The following is a 15752-nucleotide window of genomic DNA, read 5'->3' on the forward strand; positions in this document are numbered from 1 at the left end:
GGACAATTTGTAAACAGCCACGGTAAAGGCTTTATTTTGCCCTCAGATTGGCAAATTGCATGATATTTCTATGACTTCATCTCAGCCTCGTCATTACCTCATCCTTTCTGTGGCCATGATGACCTTCCTGCCGCTGCTCATTAATGTGTCCTTTAAAATCATTAGCCTGCAGGGAATGGTATTTACAGCCAGTAGCGTGCTTTGCCCTCTGGTGGCCTGTTTTTATCTGCTGGTTTTGAAAGAATGCACGTTGACCCAGCAACGGCAGGTGCTTCATCAATCGCTGCTTGCTCTTTATCTGTTCTCCATTGGGGTTTATTTGTTAGTCAATTTGCCTTCTGTGGATTATGTCCGCGACAACATGGCTTATCAGATTGTTTTTGAAGACATTCCCAAGAAATTTTTCGCCGCTACCCTCGCATTTGGCTTGAGCTTTTATATCCCCCATCTGCTGTGCTGCTCCCCTCAGAATGACACCTTTGCGTCGCCTCGCAAGCGGCTGTTGCTGGCTTTGTTCGGTGGATTCAGTTTTTTTACCCTGGATTTTTTTCTGCTCTTTTCTGATCCGAAGGTGCCTAATTTTCAGCAGATTTACATCGATTCCCTCATGATTGCTTCCGGCATCATGTTCACCGCCAGTATTCTGTATCTGGCCGGTTTATTGTTTGGCAGCCGTTTGCGGCTGTTTCGCCGGTCGACGCCGCCGGATTATCTGCTGTCCCCCTTTTACCATTACCTGCTTGGCTTTTCCGTCGTCATTACTTTGATCTGCTTAGCCTGCGAGTACCGGCTGGTTTCATTTAACAATGGCTGGACCTTACCAGCCAGCGGTATCCTGTCGCCGTTTCTACTGGTTGCCAGTAATTTGGTGGGCGAGATTTATGATTATCGCGCCAATTTGCGTCTGATGTTTGTGGTATTACTGAGTGAATTAACCTTTGATGTGTTGTTGATGACGACGATCGTTCTGCCGTCACCGTCCTATTTTGATCTCAATCCCTTTTACCATTTCATTATGCCCCGCCGCATCACAGCGACTACCCTGGCCTTGTTTGTCACCTTGACCTGCAATGCCGTGCTGCTTAAGAACCTAAAGGAAAGCGGCTACGCAGGGGGGAATCAGAGCCTGCGTCTCTTTGTGGCTAACAGTATTGCCATTTCCCTGTTATGCCTGGTCAACTACAGCCTGCTTTTTGCCGGCATCTACCCCTACGAGCAGATTTTTAGTCTGGCGATTACGAGTTGGGTTTATAAATTGGTGATGGTGGTTTTAGGATTGCCTCTGGTGTTCTGGCTCTACCGCCTGGTGAGGAAGCGGCAGTCGCTGGGCCTGATGGACAGCCGGGCCGGCAAGATTTAAAGATCTGCCGGCTTAAGCCGGTTACTGTTCTTTTTTGATTGGCCGTTTCCAGCCAAAGACGGTTTTCTGCCGGCTTTCAGTGAGGGTCAGTTCGCCGGAGGGGACATTTTTACGAATGGTGCTGCCAGCGCCAATGGTGGCATGGGCGCCCACCGTGACCGGTGCAACCAATTGCGTGTCTGAGCCGATAAACACCCCGTCCTCGATGATGGTTTGATGTTTGTTGACGCCGTCATAATTGCAGGTAATGGTCCCCGCACCGACGTTGACTTTTTTGCCTAAGGTGACATCCCCCAGATAGCTTAAATGACTGGCTTTACTGCCGGTGTCAAACACCGCGTTTTTGGTTTCAACAAAATTACCTATTTTACAGTGTTCTGCTAAGCGGGTGCCCGGACGCAGGCGGGCAAACGGGCCGACCTGGCAATGATCACCCAGCACCGCCCCATCCAGGACGCTGTTGCCCAGGACTTCGCAATGCTCGCCCAGGGTGACATTGGTCAAGGTGCAATGAGGACCGATACGGCTGCCTTTGCCAAGCGTCACCTTGCCTGAAAAAACGCAATTCACATCAATGAAAACGTCTTTGCCGCATTCTAATTCGCCGCGAATGTCAATCCGTGCAGCATCGGCAATGCCAATGCCCTGAAGCATGAGTTTTTCGGCCTGGTACTGCTGCCAGATGCGCTCCAGTTGCTGTAACTGCAGGCGATTATTGACGCCTTGAATTTCAAACACGTGCGGGGTGGGCATGGAACCTATGGTTTGGCCTTCGTTCACCGCCAGGGTAATGATTTCCGTCAGGTAGTATTCTCCCTGCGCGTTATCGTTGGTTAACCGCGGCAGCCAGCGGGCGAGATCACTGACTCTGGCACAACAGATGCCGCTGTAGATTTCGCGGATTTGACGTTGTTTTGGTGTCGCATCCTTTTCCTCGACGATGGCTTCAATGGCCTTATTGGGGTTACGGACGATGCGGCCAAGGCCGGTGGGATCCTCCAATGTGGCCAGCAGCAGGGTTAAGGCCTGAGCGTCTGTCGCCGAAGTCACCAGTGCCTTTAACGTGTCGGCCTGAATCAAAGGCACATCGCCTGAAAGCACGAGGACCTGCGCCTTCGGATTTAAATGAGGCAGGGCTTTAAGCAGGGCATGCCCTGTGCCTAGTTGTTGCTCCTGCACCACCCAGTTGACGGATAGATGCGAAAGCGCCTCTTTGATCTGCTGCCCGCCATGGCCATAAATGACATGAATTGCCTGGGGACGTAGCTGTTGTGCTGTCTCCACCACCCGTTCAAGCATGGGTTTGCCGGCCAAGGGGTGAAGGACTTTGGGTAAATCGGAGTACATTCGTTTGCCCATCCCGGCCGCTAAAATAACAATCTCTAATGACATGAATAAATTAATCCTTGCGTTATGTCGTGTTTATGTGTTGGCCGTAGCCGAATTAAACAGTCTGCATTTATGTTGCGAATCCTGAAATTACTGATATGATAAAAAAATTGCGACAAAAGGAGTAGTGCAATGACTATTTTTCTTGAAATAGCGAAAGAATACCTCATTAAAGAACTGACCAAAATAAGCGATACGTCAGTGGCTTCAGATAAAAGTGTAGGTAATACGGTGTGCAGTTGGTTGGGGCTAGGCCGTGATGAAAGCTTGTCTCAATGCAAGCGCGAGTTGACGGACATATTACGGACGGACATTCGCAATCTGGCATCGGATGCGTCGGATGAAAATAACGTCGGGGCATTAAATCATTTATTGAGTGAATGCCGGAGAAAAGCACGAGAGAAAGCCGATGAAAAAGGCTATTCGGAGGGAACATTCGGGCCTGCCATGAATGAGGTCAGTACCCTGCTCACTCAACTGTATGATCGTTTTGCCGCAGCCGGTTTATTGGACATTCCCTACAACGCCAAAGATTCAGAACGACACCCTTTGACCGTGTTTCGCTACTGGGCAGGCGTTTATCTGGCGCACAAAGTGAAAGAAAACCGGGATAACTCGCAAAGCACACTAAAAACCATTACCCATAATCCCAAAATCACGTCCCTCAATCTCCTGGAAAAACAAAAACAGGATGCTGTGGTGAGTTTTATCAGGGAATGCGACAAAGATCTCAAAACGATTAAAGAAGACCTTGAGGATTATAGAGACGTCTGCACTAAAAGAGTGCTGGAATTCCTTCGGCGACTGCTGCTTAAAAATAAAGAACTGGTTGAGCATCATGGTACGAACTTAGAAATTCCGGTGACCATTTCGTTTTTTGCCTCGGCAACTGTTTCAGGTCCTGCACTGGGACCTCATTCCGGGGAGCTAAAAAAATGCATTATGATGGCCATCAAAGAGTTAGGGGGCGACAAGGAAGAGAGTAAGGAAGAGCTACATACCGCGGCCACTTACAACAGCTAGTTTAATGACTGAGCTCCCCAAACAAGTTCATCTCCATGCGTTCCCTGACTTCTCCGGAAGTCAGGTTTTTACTCAAAAGGTAAAGCAGCTTGCAATGCGCCGCTTCCGGCGTCATGTCATGGCCGCTGATTAACCCCGCTTCTTTCAATGTATGGCCGGTGGCGTATTGATTCATTTCGACGCGCCCCTGCTGGCATTGGGTGCAATTCACGATGATAATGCCGCGATCGCAGGCTTCCTTGAGAATGCTTAAAAAACGAGGATCCTTATTCTGCGCGTTGCCGGCGCCATAGGTTTCTAACACCAGCCCCTGCAAGGGTTGTTGCAACAGGTAGTTAAGCACATCCGCTGCAAAGCCCGGAAACAGGCGAAAATTGGCAATAAAATGCGGCTGTATGGGTTGCAGATGGAAGGGTTTTGAAGGCGGTGGCAGCAGATTGTCGTAATGCAATTCAATGTTGATGCCGATGGAAGCCAGATGCGGGTAGTTGGGCGAGTCGAAGGCATCGAAACTTTGCGCACTGATTTTGCGGGAGCGATTGCCACGCAACAGGCGTTGGTTAAAGTAAATGCAAACCTCATTGATCGGCTGATGGGCACACAACCACAGCGAGGTGACCACATTGTCCAGCGCGTCATTACGCACTTCGGCTAAAGGAATCTGCGATCCGGTAATGATGACGGGCTTGGCTAAATTTTCAAGCATAAAAGACAGCGCACAGGCGGTGTAAGCCATGGTGTCGGTCCCATGAAAGACAACAAAGCCATCGTAATGCTCATATTCTTCAGCAATGTCACGAGCGATTAAGTTCCAGTCATTAAGCGTCATGTTGGAAGAGTCAAGCAACGGCTTGTATTCTTTAATGGAGTAGAACGGCATCTCCTGATGACGCAAGGCAGGCACCAGCGCCAGGGCCGCGGACACATAGCCTTCCGCTGGTTCGTAACCGTGTTCGGTTTTCACGGAGCTGATGGTGCCGCCGGTATTGATAATGAGTATTCTTTTTTTCATGATGAGGACTGATTTATTCTTTCTTAATTATAGCGTTCATTGCCTGAGGTCTTCCAGAAAGACGTGACATTTACGCAAAAATAATAATCGCCTTGACAGCCTTCGGCTCGTAGTGTTGAAATTACCGCCAGGGATGATGTCAAGGAGAGTGGCATGGCTAAAAGTAAACTGGAAGAATTGCAACTTCAAATGGAGAAGGTTTCCTCCCCGCTGGAAGCGCGGCGAGTAAACTACTTAAAGACATTAAAAAAAGTAAGATTACAACTCTGCAGCTATTTTTTTAATGAAGTAAACCAGGATTTGCATGAAAGAACAGCCAGCGGGCAGCAATGGTTTGACTGGGAGAGCATTAAGCCCGGTATGGAAAACTGTTTGCCGGAAGAACAAGTCCTGGCGGGACGCGCTGACAAACTGCAGTCAGAGTCGTCCGACAAAATAAGCATTACTGACGCACTGGATTACCAGGTTACCCAGAGTGGGCTATTGCTTAAACGGGTAAATACGGGGTATGAATTTCAACCGGAAAAACCCTACACGCCGAAGGCTCAGCTTTTTATGCAGCAATTTGCCGGTGCGTTGAGCATTTATCGGGTGTATTTAGGTATTTATGAAATTTATTGTTGTAATTACCCGTTTTCAAAAGTGGACAGCCACAAAGGCTGTCTGGAAAAGGCAACGGGTATTCACAAGGAAACACAGCAGTCCCAATACGATGCGGCCCAGCTTTTTCATGAGGCCAAAGACAATGCCCGTGTCATTAAAACCTTGCTGGTGTCTATTCGAGAGGGGCAGGAGGAGTTTGATCATGCTATGAAACTGCAGGCCGCCCACCTCGCTAATCAATTTGAACTGGCTGCCCGAGTGATTGAGGATTGCTATAAAAAACACCCGAACAGTTCCCTGTTGTTTTTTGCCAAGGATTCCGAATGGCAGCGTTTACTTAAAGGCATAGCGGCTGACTTATTCGATAATCAATTCACCTACTCTTCTCTGGCCGGCACGCTGACTATTCTCCCGACATTCATGGAAACGGTCATTGCTGAAATCACGGCATTTTACATGGCTGTGTGTGAAAATCAGATTGATTATCGCGGAGAGCTGCTGCGCAGTGCACTCTGTTTAACCTCCGAGGTGATCACGAAGCTCCGAGTGGACGCGGCCATCAAGGACGTTTCTCTTGACATTCAGATGCCGGCGCCTGAGTCCAAACCGTCCGATTTTCCATCCTTGTATGCGCTGTATGGTCTGCGCTTTAATTCACCAGCAAAACAGATTCAGGAGGAGTCAGATTTGTCCCCCTATTCGTTCAGCCAACAATAATCGCAGATTTATTTGCCAAGGTCTTGCAGTTTATGGAAAAATTATGCCATTAGTGATTTAGTCTAAGCAGTGATGAGATGGTGATTGATCGTGCCGGGTATCGGCTGAATGTAGGGATCATCCTGGTTAATGACTCTGGACGGGTTTTTTGGGGGCGAAGGCACGGTCATGATGCCTGGCAATTTCCGCAGGGCGGTTTAGCGCAGGGGGAAACCGCGCTGGATGCCATGTTTCGTGAGTTGCGGGAGGAAGTGGGGCTTGATAAAGAAGACATCGAAGTCTTAGGCTCCACCCGTCGCTGGCTTAAATACCGCCTTCCCAAACAATATTTGCGCCATGGCAGCGAACCTTTAGTCATTGGTCAAAAGCAAAAATGGTACCTGTTGCGGTTGGTCGCCAGTGAGCAGAAAGTCCGTCTTGATTTAAGCGACTCACCCGAGTTTGACAGCTGGCGCTGGATTGATTACAACGAGCCGCCAGCGCAGGTTATTTTTTTTAAACGACAAGTGTATGCTCAGGCTATGAAAGAACTTGAGTATTTATTAAAAAAACGCCGTAGCCCATTCAGCCACCGCCGCAAGCGAGGTAATCATAATCGATAAATGTTAAAAATTCTCAAGCGCATCGTACAGGACGTCACCACAGCCAACCATTTGACAGAGGCTTTGGACATATTGGTACAACGGGTCAGAAAAGCTGTTGACACCGATGCTGTCTCTGTCTACCTCATTGACAGCAAACATGCCGAGTACGTCCTGATTGCAACTGACGGATTAAACAAACTGGCTCAGTTTCGAGTCCGGGTGGGTTTGGACAGCGGGATCATTGGCCTGGTAGGGCGGCGTGAAGAACCCATCAATGTCGAGGATGCGCCCAATCATCCGGATTTTCACCATGATCCACTGCTCGAAGAAGAGCAGTTTAAAGCATTCCTCGGCGTGCCCATTATTCAGCACCGTAAATTATACGGCGTCATTACCGTGCAGCAGTCTGATCGGCGCTGTTTCGACGACGCGGAAGAGGCGTTTTTAATTACCCTCGCCGCCCAGCTCGGCGGCATTATTGCCCATGCTGAGGCGACAGGGGAACTGGCCGAACTCACTCAGCCAAAACCCATCGGTGCACAGAGGGCCGATGTGGTGCAGACCTCATTAAGCGGGATAGGCAGTGTGCCGGGTATCGGGATTGGCAGTGCCGTGGTCGTTTATCCGCCCGCAGACATTGATGCCGTGCCTCGTATTCCGGTTGAGGAAGAGGACGTCGATGAGGAAGTGACGACCTTTTATGAGGCGCTGCAGGTTGCTCGCGAAGACATGCAACGCTTGAGCCGGCGTATGAAAAGCAATGTGGCGGAAGAAGAGCATGCCCTGTTCGATGTGTATGTTCGTATCCTCGATGATGAAAGCCTGGGTGCGGAAGTGGAGGAAGTCATCCGCCAGGAAAAATTAAGCGCCCAGGCCGCCTTATCCGTCGTGATTAAAAAACACGTGCAGCAATTTGAAAGCATGGAGGATGAATACCTGCGTGAACGCGCCAGCGATTTTCGCGATCTTGGTCGGCGAGTGCTGGCCGAACTGCAGCGTGGCCAGCGTGAGGAAATTACCTATCCGCTCCGCACGGTGCTTATTGGTGAGGAAATCCCCGCCTCGGCATTGGCGGAAGTGCCCAAAGGCCAGTTAGTGGGCGTGGTGTCGGCGCGTGGCGCCAATAATTCTCATGTGGCCATTTTAGCGCGTGCCCTGGATGTGCCCACCGTGATGGGTGTGAGGGGGTTGAAGGTCGAGCAGTTAAGCGGGCGGGCCATTATTGTCGACGGTTTTCTCGGGCATATCTATCTTTCGCCGTCCAAATCGGTATTGGCTGAATTCAAAAAGCTTGCCAAAGAAGAGGAGGCTTTGAATCAGAGCTTGGTCAGTCTGCGCGACAAGCCAGCGGAAACCCTGGATAATTACCGGGTTTCTCTCCAGGTGAATACCGGTCTGGCCATGGACGCGGGTCTGTCCATGAGTGTTGGCGCTGAGGGGGTCGGTCTTTACCGGTCTGAAATCCCATTCATGAGCCGCGACAGGTTTCCTTCTGAAGACGAACAATACATCATTTACCGTCAAATTCTGAAGGCCTTCGCTCCGCGTTACGTCACCATGCGCACCCTGGATATTGGCGGCGATAAAACCCTGCCTTATTTTCCTGTCGAAGAAGACAACCCGTATTTAGGCTGGCGGGGCATCCGCATCACCCTGGATCATCCCGATGTGTTTTTGATGCAGATCCGTGCCATGATGCGGGCCAGTGAAGAATTAAATAACCTTAAAATCATGTTGCCGATGGTGACAACCCTAGGCGAGGTGGAAGAAGCGATCTTGCTGATTGAACAGGCTTATCGTGAATTACTGGAAGAAGGCTGCAACATTGAAAAACCCCGTCTTGGCGTCATGGTGGAAGTCCCCGCCGCGGTTTATCTGGCTCGCGAATTGGCGAAGCGTGTTGATTTTCTCTCTGTCGGCAGCAATGATTTAACGCAGTATTTATTGGCCGTCGATCGTAACAATGCCCGGGTTGCCGGCCTGTATGATTCGTTTCACCCGGCCATGTTGCAGACCTTGATGAAAGTGGTGGAAGGCGGACATGCCGCGGGTGTCGAGGTCAGCATTTGCGGCGAGATGGCCAGCGATCCCCTGGCGGTTATTTTATTAATGGCCATGGGCTTTGATATTTTAAGCATGAATTCGGTCAGTTTGCCTCGCGTCAAATGGGTGATTCGCAATTTCTCGTTAGCCAATGCCCGTAAAATTTTAGCCGAGGTGCTTGAGCTTGAGCACCCTCAGGCCATACGTTTGCACCTGCAGCGCGCGCTGGAGGCGGAAGGCCTGGGCGGCCTGATTCGGGCTGGGCGGTCCTAGATGCCGGATTTTTTACTCACCTCGCTGATTTATGCCATCGCCGGTGTGATTGCCGGTTTGTTGTCGGGCATACTCGGCATTGGCGGCGGCCTTGTGGTGGTGCCGGCCCTGCTTTTTATTTTCCAGCAGCAAGACGTGATTCCGCCTCCCTTAAGCATGCATTTTGCGGCGGGGACATCGTTAGCGGTGATGATCTTTACTTCACAATCGTCCATTTACTCACACCTTAAACTGGGTGATATGTTATGGGGCGTTTATCAGCGCTTATGGCCGGGTATTTTCGTGGGTGTGATTGCCGGCGCGGTCAGTGCCTATTTTATTCCGACGCGGGTGCTTGAAATTATTTTTGGTCTCTTTTTGTTGTTAGTGGGCGTTAAAATGCTTCGCGAAGAGAAAGTAACCCGGCATCGCCAATTTCCTCGTGGGTGGATTAATGCCCTGGTGACAGGGATTATCGGTTTTAAATCAGGATTGTTAGGCGTTGGCGGTGGCGTGCTGATTATTCCCTACTTGACTTATTGCGGGGTGGATACCCGAAAGATTGCCCCGGTGTCGTCCTTATGCACGTTGACGGTCGCTCTCCTCGGCACCCTTATTTTTATTCTGACCGGCAGCCGGGAGTCTGGGCTTCCTGCTTATGCCACCGGATTTATTTATTGGCCGGCGGTGGTCGCCGTGGCCATACCCAGTGTGTTATTTGCACCCCTTGGCGCAAAACTAAATTATATTCTGCCGGTAAAACAATTGCGTTACGGTTTTGTGGTTATTTTGTTTTGTACAGCCCTGAGCCTGCTGTTCTGACACCAATTTACTGAGGTTATCATGCTGCCATTCCCCTCCATTGATCCCGTTGCTTTTTCCATTGGTCCCCTGCAGGTGCATTGGTATGGATTAATGTATCTTTTTGGCTTTGTCATGGCCTGGTTGCTTGCGCATTGGCGGGCGAAACGGTATGCGCTTGACTGGAGCAGTGAACAAATCAGCGACCTGATTTTTTATGCGGCCATTGGTGTCATTCTCGGCGGCCGCTTAGGGTATATGCTGTTTTATGGGACCCAGCAGCTCCTTGCCAACCCGTTGTCCTTGTTTAGGTTATGGGAAGGCGGCATGTCGTTTCATGGCGGATTGCTGGGGGTGATGATTGCGCTGGCTTTGTTTGCCCGTAAAACCAACAAAACCTTTCTGCAAGTGGGGGATTTCATTGCACCGCTGGTGCCTTTGGGATTGGCCGCCGGTCGGGCAGGGAATTTTATTAATGGGGAGTTGTGGGGGCGGGTAACGACTGTTCCCTGGGCCATGGTATTTCCTCATTCGGACGGGCTGCCGCGGCATCCGTCGCAACTGTATGAACTGGGCTTTGAAGGAATTGCTTTGTTTATTCTACTCTGGTGGTATGCCTCCAGGCCGCGTCCGGCAGGACGGGTATCGGCTTTGTTCTTAATCGGGTATGCTATCAGCCGGATGGTTGTCGAATTTTTCCGGGTGCCCGATGTGCAATTGGGTTATTTGGCATTGGGTTGGTTAACCATGGGGCAGTTGTTATCAATTCCCATGCTTATTTTAGGACTCTGGTTGTGGTGGCGGGCTGAATCATGAAAACATATCTTGAATTAATACAACATGTACTGGATACAGGGGTAAAAAAATCGGATCGTACCGGTACCGGTACGCTGTCGGTGTTTGGTTACCAGATGCGTTTTAATTTACAGGAGGGCTTCCCTCTGGTTACAACCAAGAAATTACACACGCGAAGCATTATTCATGAATTATTGTGGTTTTTAAAAGGCGACACCAACATTGCTTACCTCCATGAAAACGGCGTGACCATCTGGGATGAGTGGGCCGACAGTGAAGGCAATCTGGGCCCCGTGTACGGACAGCAATGGCGCTCCTGGCCGGCGGCGGATGGCCGTACCATCGATCAATTAAGCGACCTGCTTCAGCAGATTAAGAACAACCCTGATTCAAGACGATTGATTGTCAGTGCCTGGAATGTCGGTGAACTCGACAAAATGGCTTTAATGCCTTGCCATGCGCTTTTTCAGTTTTATGTCGCTAACGGTCAGTTATCCTGCCAACTGTATCAACGTTCTGCCGATATTTTTTTAGGTGTGCCGTTTAATATCGCTTCCTATTCCCTGCTGACCCACATGGTCGCACAACAGTGCAATCTGGAGGTGGGGGAGTTTATCTGGACTGGCGGGGATTGCCACCTGTATTTAAATCATCTGGAACAAGCCCGCACGCAATTGGCACGCGAGCCCTTGCCTTTACCGCAACTGCGCTTAGCCCGTCGTCCAGACAGCCTGTTTGATTACCGGTTCGACGATTTTGTGTTTGAAAACTATCAATGCCACGCGGCAATCAAAGCGCCCATTGCGGTTTAGCCGGGCATCAATCCATCCTAACCTTACTGCGATACCGCGGCTTGCTCCGCGGTATCGCTCATCAACATTGACTGAGGCCGCTAAACCGACTGGTAAGGATTCACGGACTGAGGGGACGTCTCAAGCTGACGATTCAGCATGCCCGTGGTTATAAACAGTTGCGCCAGATAATAAGTGAGCATCACGGCCAAAGGCATCCAGCGTGAAGGAATAACAAAGAGACCTAAACCCAGCAGACTGTCCGAGACCAGGAAAAGGCAGGCGCCAGAAATAATAGTCCCTGCCTGCTGCCTCACCTGGAAAGCGGAAAAAACCATGGTAAGCAGAGCAATGAGATACACTAAAATCGGGATGGCCAACTGTCCAAAGGCAGTATGAAAATAGCTGTAGCCTGCAACAGCAAGACTTAAAGGGATTAAACTAATGAAGAGGCGATTGCGGTTAAACTGAAAATCACGCAAAAAAAGATTGATGTAAACACAATGAGCCAATAAAAAGCACACCATCCCAATCATGAACGCGAGCTGGCTCGGGTGGGTTAAGACCACATCTCCCGCTAAAGAAAAGCCTAGGGCCAGGGTCAGCAGGAGTTTAATCATGAAATCCTGCGGCATGGTTTTAACCAGGATCATCAGGCAGACGATGGGCAGCGGTTTTAAAATCGTGGTCAGCGGGTAATCAATAAAAGGCAGCAGCAAAAGATAAAGAAAAGCAAACACTAAAAAGAGAGTTAAAATCCGTTTGGGCAGTTCGTGAGCCATGATTACCATCCGGTTGGTAGGATGGCTTCATTTTAACGATTTCGCGTCCATGAAGATATCCCTGTTTTTACCTAGTGATGCTTAAGTTTTTGTCAACGGGGCCAATGTATGGTTTAATATTGCCCGTGTTGTTTTACTATGGATCTTTTATATGAAAAAAACAATCGTTCTGATCATCATGAGTCTGGTTTTCTCCTCCGTGTATGCCAGCAAGCTCAGTCATTATTTTAAGAAAATGGAAGAGGAAGATCGCGCCAATCAACAGCGTGAATTACAACAGGACATGAATTTTGCTGATTTTGCTTTCCGTCTTGATAAACGCTACACCGATGAAAATGGACAACGCTGCCGCGATTACGTTTTCCGTTCCCGCAGTAACCCGTATCGTCACGGTTATTTTACCGTGTGCGACGAACGCTAAGCGCTAATCCCGGGGCGTTCTAAACACAACGCAACCCGGGATTTCTACCCTTTTAATTTCAGGTCATTTACCGCGGCTGGTGATAAGAAGGGGCGTGCCTGGATTCGCTTCCATCGCCTGTTTGACCAGTACTCCACCATTGATGGGTGTGCCGGTCCAGTCTGCAATCAAGGTAGGGAAGTCAGGTTTGGCGTCTTCTACCCACCAGGCCCAGGCAGTATAATGAACCTGATGATCCTGAATGTAGTTCAGGATAGCAGTGTAGGATTGCTTGTAGGTATCCGGGACGCTGTCCTTGGCGGTTTTCGGGAAATGATCCCGCATGTTGTCGCCAAATTCAGTAAAAATGACCGGGTATTTGCCGATAACGCCCTGTAAACTTGCGCTGATTTGGTCATACGGCCGCTGATAGGGATGAGCGCCATAAACGATGTTTTCTCCCTTGATCGCATAGTGGTAATTGTCGCTGGCATTCACAAAACTTAAATTAAATCCCCACTCCGTGCCATTCACAATGCAAATGTTGTTTGCGCCGGTAGCCCGAATGGCATCAACCAGCTCCTGATAGCCCGCGTAGGTGGCGTTACCTTTAAGCCAGACGTCCTTATCAATGACCGGTTCATTGAATAATTCGAACATGACGGTGCCGTACTCTTTGTATTGGCGGGCCACGTCCTGCCAGAATTTAACCGACGATCCCTTAAACGCCATGGCGTCCTGACCGTCTTTGTCAAGCCAGTGCAAATCAATGATAACCGCCATGCCGTTTTGTGTGGCATGGTAAATGATGGCGTCAACGATCTGTTTATAGGAGCCCTTGACATCTGCCGGTTTGGATTCAAGCCAGCTTTTTTGTTTAAGCGAGAGCCTGATGGTGTTGGCTCCCCATTTTTTCATGTTCAGAAGGTCGTCTTCACTGAGAAACTGACCCTGTTTATTCCATTCGAGCGATGGTCTTGCCATTCCGCGGATCACAATCACATTGCCCTCGTTATCGACAATTTGATTGCCCTTGACCTTCAGCAGGTAAGGTTTGGATGTATTAATTGAATACACTGCCGGCGTGGCGCGAGGCGTCCCAGCAAAGGGGCCTGCATCGGTTGGCTTATCCGGAGTGACAATTTTGCCTTTGTCTGACACGCGGATAATCCATTGTCGGGGGTTGTTGGGCTCCTGCTTGAGTTCGAGTCCATCGATGTAATAGCCGTTTTTTGCGTCATTGCTGTATTGGTGAAAGCGGACGGTCGAACCATTGTTTACCAGTGTCAGGGTGCCATAGTAGTTATTATTTTCATCATAAATGGACCACACGCTCCATTGTTTGTCCGCCTCGGTATGGGTAGGGATCCCGGCGCCGGCATTCTGCTGGCAGTTGCCATAGCCTGCGCGGTACTGACCCCATGAGTCGCCGCCATTGGCCTGCAATTGAAGGCTCAAATTGGGTTGAATGCCCGTTCCCAGGTAATTGCACAGGGATTGGTCTGCGGCGTAAGACGCGACACTGACCAGGAGAATGAGGAGAAAACTGACGTGACGAGCGGCTTGGTTTAGACGGAGCATCATGGTCATGGATTAGGGTTCCTGTTGGTTTAATAAAAAGATATAGGGTCTAATGTCGTAGTACTTGATGTAGCCAAAAGGGGCTTTTCTCACCACCAAAGTGAACATTAAAAGATCATTATTGTACCATTGTGTGGTAATATTGTTCAACTTTGTTGCGGGTTTTCTCTGCAAGACGTAAGAGTTACTCTTGCGTAACCCCCTCAAATTTGTTATTTTGGACGACGTTTGTATAAAAAACAGACATTGCTTGATCAAGCAGGCGACAGGGCGGATAGCCCGTATTTTAGTAATTAACGAAGGATGTTATATGTCTTCTCATGACGCAGGGGTAGTAACAACGGAGACTTCGCTCAAAGTTTCTGAGTGGCAGAAGCAGGATACGATCTGGATGCTGGGGCTGTATGGAACAGCCATTGGCGCAGGCGTTCTTTTCCTGCCTATTGATGCCGGGATGAATGGCCTTTGGCCTTTATTGATCATGGCCGTGCTCGCATTCCCGATGACTTATTTTTCTCACCGTGCCCTTTGCCGTTTTGTGTTATCCGGCTCAAAGCCCAAAGCCGATATCACCGCCGTTGTCGATGAGCATTTTGGGGCGCTGGCGGGCAAAGTCTTAACCTTCCTCTATTTTTTTGCCATTTACCCGCTGTTATTAATGTACAGTGTCGCCATTACCAACACGACGCAAAGTTTTTTGATTAATCAGCTGGGGATTACACCGCCGTCACGGGCTGTATTATCCATTACCCTGATTCTGGCGTTAATGGCCGTTATCCGGGTGGGGCAGCAGTTTGTGGTAAAAGCCATGAGTGTTCTGGTTTACCCGTTCATTACCATGCTCATGCTGCTGGCGCTTTATTTAATCCCGCACTGGAATGGGGCCATTTTAAATCAATCCGCCGCGATTGACCCTAACGGGCATGGTTTACTGATGTGCCTGTGGCTAATTATTCCGGTCATGGTGTTTTCATTTAATCATTCGCCGATTATTTCTTCCTTCGCCGTCCACCAGAAACAACAGTATGGCCAGGATGCGGATCGCCGCAGCAACCAGATCCTGCGCTACAGCCACCTGATGATGGTAGTGACTGTGCTGTTTTTTGTATTCAGTTGCGTGTTCAGTTTATCGCCCCAGGATTTGGCTGAAGCCAAGCGACAGAACATTACCATTCTGTCTTACCTGGCGAACCATTTTAACAACCCGCTGATTGCCTATGCGGCACCTTGTATTGCGTTTATCGCCATTTCCAAATCCTTCCTGGGGCATTACCTCGGGGCCAGTGAAGGGATGCACGGTTTATTGATCAAATCCATGGCTAAAAAACACATTGAAGCCGATGGCAAACGCTATCAATTGTACCTGGCCATTGATATTTTCATCATTATCACTTGCTGGATCGTAGCTACTATTAATCCCAGTATTTTGCGGATGATTGAAACCCTGGGCGGCCCGGTGATTGCGATGATTCTGTTCTTATTGCCCATGTATGCGCTGTTAAAAGTGCCAGCAATGAAACCTTACCGCCACAGGATTACCGATGGTTTTATCACCGTGATTGGCTTGATTGCTATTTCAGCCATTCTTTATGGGTTGATATCCTGGTAATGTCGTTCAT

At 49.4% G+C, this 15752-nt stretch carries 14 protein-coding genes; 10 read left to right on the plus strand and 4 right to left on the minus strand.

All coding sequences use genetic code 11. The annotated features are described in order from the left end of the window. The first annotated feature begins 70 nt into the window (after positions 1 to 70). Positions 71 to 1360 carry a VUT family protein gene (locus tag DYE45_RS00590; protein ID WP_108291244.1) on the plus strand — a complete coding sequence of 430 codons (1290 nt, stop codon included), beginning with the start codon at positions 71 to 73 and terminating at the stop codon, positions 1358 to 1360. Positions 1361 to 1381: 21 nt separating this feature from the next. On the opposite strand, the gene glmU is transcribed toward DYE45_RS00590, so the two are convergent. Beyond that, positions 1382 to 2752 (minus strand): bifunctional UDP-N-acetylglucosamine diphosphorylase/glucosamine-1-phosphate N-acetyltransferase GlmU, encoded by a 1371-nt coding sequence (gene glmU / locus DYE45_RS00595; protein ID WP_108291246.1) that lies wholly within the window; start codon positions 2750 to 2752, stop codon positions 1382 to 1384. Between the two features lie 129 nt (positions 2753 to 2881). Here glmU and DYE45_RS00600 point away from each other — a divergent pair, with 129 nt between their 5' ends. Continuing rightward, positions 2882 to 3772, plus strand: a complete 891-nt coding sequence (locus DYE45_RS00600; protein ID WP_108291248.1) for a hypothetical protein — start codon at positions 2882 to 2884, stop codon at positions 3770 to 3772. A gap of 1 nt (position 3773) precedes the next feature. Here DYE45_RS00600 and ansA read toward each other — a convergent pair whose 3' ends face one another. Beyond that, positions 3774 to 4784, minus strand: coding sequence for an asparaginase (ansA, locus tag DYE45_RS00605; protein WP_108291250.1), 1011 nt, complete (start codon positions 4782 to 4784; stop codon positions 3774 to 3776). Between the two features lie 153 nt (positions 4785 to 4937). Between ansA and DYE45_RS00610 the strand changes: the two genes are divergently transcribed. The 6 genes from DYE45_RS00610 (at position 4938) to thyA (ending at position 11391) form a co-directional block, all read left to right on the plus strand. Then, positions 4938 to 6104, plus strand: a complete 1167-nt coding sequence (locus DYE45_RS00610) for a hypothetical protein (protein ID WP_108291252.1) — start codon at positions 4938 to 4940, stop codon at positions 6102 to 6104. Positions 6105 to 6181: 77 nt separating this feature from the next. Continuing rightward, positions 6182 to 6706 (plus strand): RNA pyrophosphohydrolase, encoded by a 525-nt coding sequence (locus tag DYE45_RS00615; RefSeq protein ID WP_058532733.1) that lies wholly within the window; start codon positions 6182 to 6184, stop codon positions 6704 to 6706. Further along, complete coding sequence (gene ptsP / locus DYE45_RS00620) at positions 6707 to 9004, plus strand: phosphoenolpyruvate--protein phosphotransferase (protein ID WP_108291254.1); 2298 nt, start codon at positions 6707 to 6709, stop codon at positions 9002 to 9004. It abuts the gene before it with no gap. Next, entirely contained in the window at positions 9005 to 9805 is an 801-nt protein-coding gene (locus tag DYE45_RS00625) for a sulfite exporter TauE/SafE family protein (protein ID WP_108291256.1), read from the plus strand. A gap of 21 nt (positions 9806 to 9826) precedes the next feature. Next, on the plus strand, positions 9827 to 10600 hold the full coding sequence (gene lgt / locus DYE45_RS00630; RefSeq protein WP_108291258.1) for a prolipoprotein diacylglyceryl transferase: 774 nt from the start codon (positions 9827 to 9829) through the stop codon (positions 10598 to 10600). Next, positions 10597 to 11391: a thymidylate synthase gene (gene thyA, locus DYE45_RS00635; RefSeq protein WP_108335289.1), complete on the plus strand. Its 795-nt coding sequence runs from the start codon at positions 10597 to 10599 to the stop codon at positions 11389 to 11391. Before lgt ends, thyA begins: the two co-directional genes overlap by 4 nt. 80 nt (positions 11392 to 11471) lie before the next feature. Here thyA and DYE45_RS00640 read toward each other — a convergent pair whose 3' ends face one another. Continuing rightward, entirely contained in the window at positions 11472 to 12152 is a 681-nt protein-coding gene (locus DYE45_RS00640) for a lysoplasmalogenase (protein ID WP_115301042.1), read from the minus strand. Between the two features lie 151 nt (positions 12153 to 12303). On the opposite strand from DYE45_RS00640, the gene DYE45_RS00645 reads away from it, so the two are divergent. Next, positions 12304 to 12573: a hypothetical protein gene (locus DYE45_RS00645; protein ID WP_058532823.1), complete on the plus strand. Its 270-nt coding sequence runs from the start codon at positions 12304 to 12306 to the stop codon at positions 12571 to 12573. 63 nt (positions 12574 to 12636) lie between these two features. Here DYE45_RS00645 and DYE45_RS00650 read toward each other — a convergent pair whose 3' ends face one another. Continuing rightward, entirely contained in the window at positions 12637 to 14142 is a 1506-nt protein-coding gene (locus DYE45_RS00650; RefSeq protein WP_108291262.1) for a glycoside hydrolase family 5 protein, read from the minus strand. Positions 14143 to 14443: 301 nt separating this feature from the next. On the opposite strand from DYE45_RS00650, the gene DYE45_RS00655 reads away from it, so the two are divergent. Beyond that, entirely contained in the window at positions 14444 to 15742 is a 1299-nt protein-coding gene (locus DYE45_RS00655; RefSeq protein WP_108291264.1) for a serine/threonine transporter, read from the plus strand. The last annotated feature ends 10 nt before the right edge of the window (positions 15743 to 15752 follow it).

It is taken from the genome of Legionella taurinensis, assembly GCF_900452865.1.
In the GTDB taxonomy this organism is placed as follows: Bacteria; Pseudomonadota; Gammaproteobacteria; order Legionellales; family Legionellaceae; genus Legionella_C; species Legionella_C taurinensis.

Excerpts from the sequence above, each read along its gene's own strand:
- DYE45_RS00590 (WP_108291244.1), top strand. The coding sequence starts at position 71 with ATGACTTCATCTCAGCCTCGTCATTACCTCATCCTTTCTGTGGCCATG.
- glmU (WP_108291246.1), bottom strand. The coding sequence starts at position 2,752 with ATGTCATTAGAGATTGTTATTTTAGCGGCCGGGATGGGCAAACGAATG.
- DYE45_RS00600 (WP_108291248.1), top strand. The coding sequence starts at position 2,882 with ATGACTATTTTTCTTGAAATAGCGAAAGAATACCTCATTAAAGAACTG.
- ansA (WP_108291250.1), bottom strand. The coding sequence starts at position 4,784 with ATGAAAAAAAGAATACTCATTATCAATACCGGCGGCACCATCAGCTCC.
- DYE45_RS00610 (WP_108291252.1), top strand. The coding sequence starts at position 4,938 with ATGGCTAAAAGTAAACTGGAAGAATTGCAACTTCAAATGGAGAAGGTT.
- DYE45_RS00615 (WP_058532733.1), top strand. The coding sequence starts at position 6,182 with ATGGTGATTGATCGTGCCGGGTATCGGCTGAATGTAGGGATCATCCTG.
- ptsP (WP_108291254.1), top strand. The coding sequence starts at position 6,707 with ATGTTAAAAATTCTCAAGCGCATCGTACAGGACGTCACCACAGCCAAC.
- DYE45_RS00625 (WP_108291256.1), top strand. The coding sequence starts at position 9,005 with ATGCCGGATTTTTTACTCACCTCGCTGATTTATGCCATCGCCGGTGTG.
- lgt (WP_108291258.1), top strand. The coding sequence starts at position 9,827 with ATGCTGCCATTCCCCTCCATTGATCCCGTTGCTTTTTCCATTGGTCCC.
- thyA (WP_108335289.1), top strand. The coding sequence starts at position 10,597 with ATGAAAACATATCTTGAATTAATACAACATGTACTGGATACAGGGGTA.
- DYE45_RS00640 (WP_115301042.1), bottom strand. The coding sequence starts at position 12,152 with ATGGCTCACGAACTGCCCAAACGGATTTTAACTCTCTTTTTAGTGTTT.
- DYE45_RS00645 (WP_058532823.1), top strand. The coding sequence starts at position 12,304 with ATGAAAAAAACAATCGTTCTGATCATCATGAGTCTGGTTTTCTCCTCC.
- DYE45_RS00650 (WP_108291262.1), bottom strand. The coding sequence starts at position 14,142 with ATGACCATGATGCTCCGTCTAAACCAAGCCGCTCGTCACGTCAGTTTT.
- DYE45_RS00655 (WP_108291264.1), top strand. The coding sequence starts at position 14,444 with ATGTCTTCTCATGACGCAGGGGTAGTAACAACGGAGACTTCGCTCAAA.